The 647-nt window shown below is 54.1% G+C and carries 1 protein-coding gene and 3 tRNA genes; all 4 read left to right on the top strand.

All coding sequences use genetic code 11. The features are described from left to right. Positions 1-221 precede the first annotated feature (221 nt). Positions 222-307: transfer RNA gene (locus NCR93_RS12795), tRNA-Tyr, on the top strand. Between the two features lie 30 nt (positions 308-337). Continuing rightward, positions 338-411: transfer RNA gene (locus tag NCR93_RS12790), tRNA-Gly, on the top strand. 16 nt (positions 412-427) lie between these two features. After that, positions 428-502 (top strand) — tRNA-Thr (locus tag NCR93_RS12785). Between the two features lie 62 nt (positions 503-564). Further along, positions 565-647: GTP-binding protein (locus tag NCR93_RS12780; protein WP_042615313.1), on the top strand; the 83-nt coding region annotated here is incomplete at its 3' end.

The following is a 647-nucleotide window of genomic DNA, read 5'->3' as shown; positions in this document are numbered from 1 at the left end:
GGACCGTGAAACGACTCCACGCCGATGATAGTGCGGATACCCGTGTGAAAGTAGGTAATCGTCAGGCTCCTCATGCTGAAAGCAAGCGAAAGCCCCAACTCCAACGAGTTGGGGCTTTTTGCGTTTTTCGTCTCACCTATAAGTGAGAGCCTCGAATTTTTCGGGTCGTAAGAAACGCTTGACAACGGCGTGTTGTTACCCCATAATCGATAGTTCTCTGCGGAGGGGTGCCCGAGTGGCTAAAGGGGGCAGACTGTAAATCTGTTGGCTTACGCCTACGTTGGTTCGAATCCAACCTCCTCCACCAGAATTCAAGCGGTAAGGGAATCCAACCCTCGCGGGTGTAGCTCAATGGTAGAGCAGAAGCCTTCCAAGCTTACGACGAGGGTTCGATTCCCTTCACCCGCTCCAGTGTCGATTTTGTAGTGCCCATGTGGCTCAGTGGTAGAGCACTCCCTTGGTAAGGGAGAGGTCGGCAGTTCGATCCTGCCCATGGGCACCAGCTGTATCAGTCTAGTAAGTTGCGCGCGGCGCAAGGTGCGAAAATCCTGTTAGGAGTCGAAAATGGCCAAAGGTAAATTCGAGCGGACCAAGCCGCACGTGAACGTGGGCACGATCGGTCACGTTGACCACGGCAAGACCACGCT

Source organism: Caballeronia sp. ATUFL_F1_KS39 (assembly GCF_023630985.1).
In the GTDB taxonomy this organism is placed as follows: Bacteria; Pseudomonadota; Gammaproteobacteria; order Burkholderiales; family Burkholderiaceae; genus Caballeronia; species Caballeronia zhejiangensis.
Note: the sequence above shows the minus strand (reverse complement) of the source record. Positions and strands in the feature narration are given on the sequence as shown.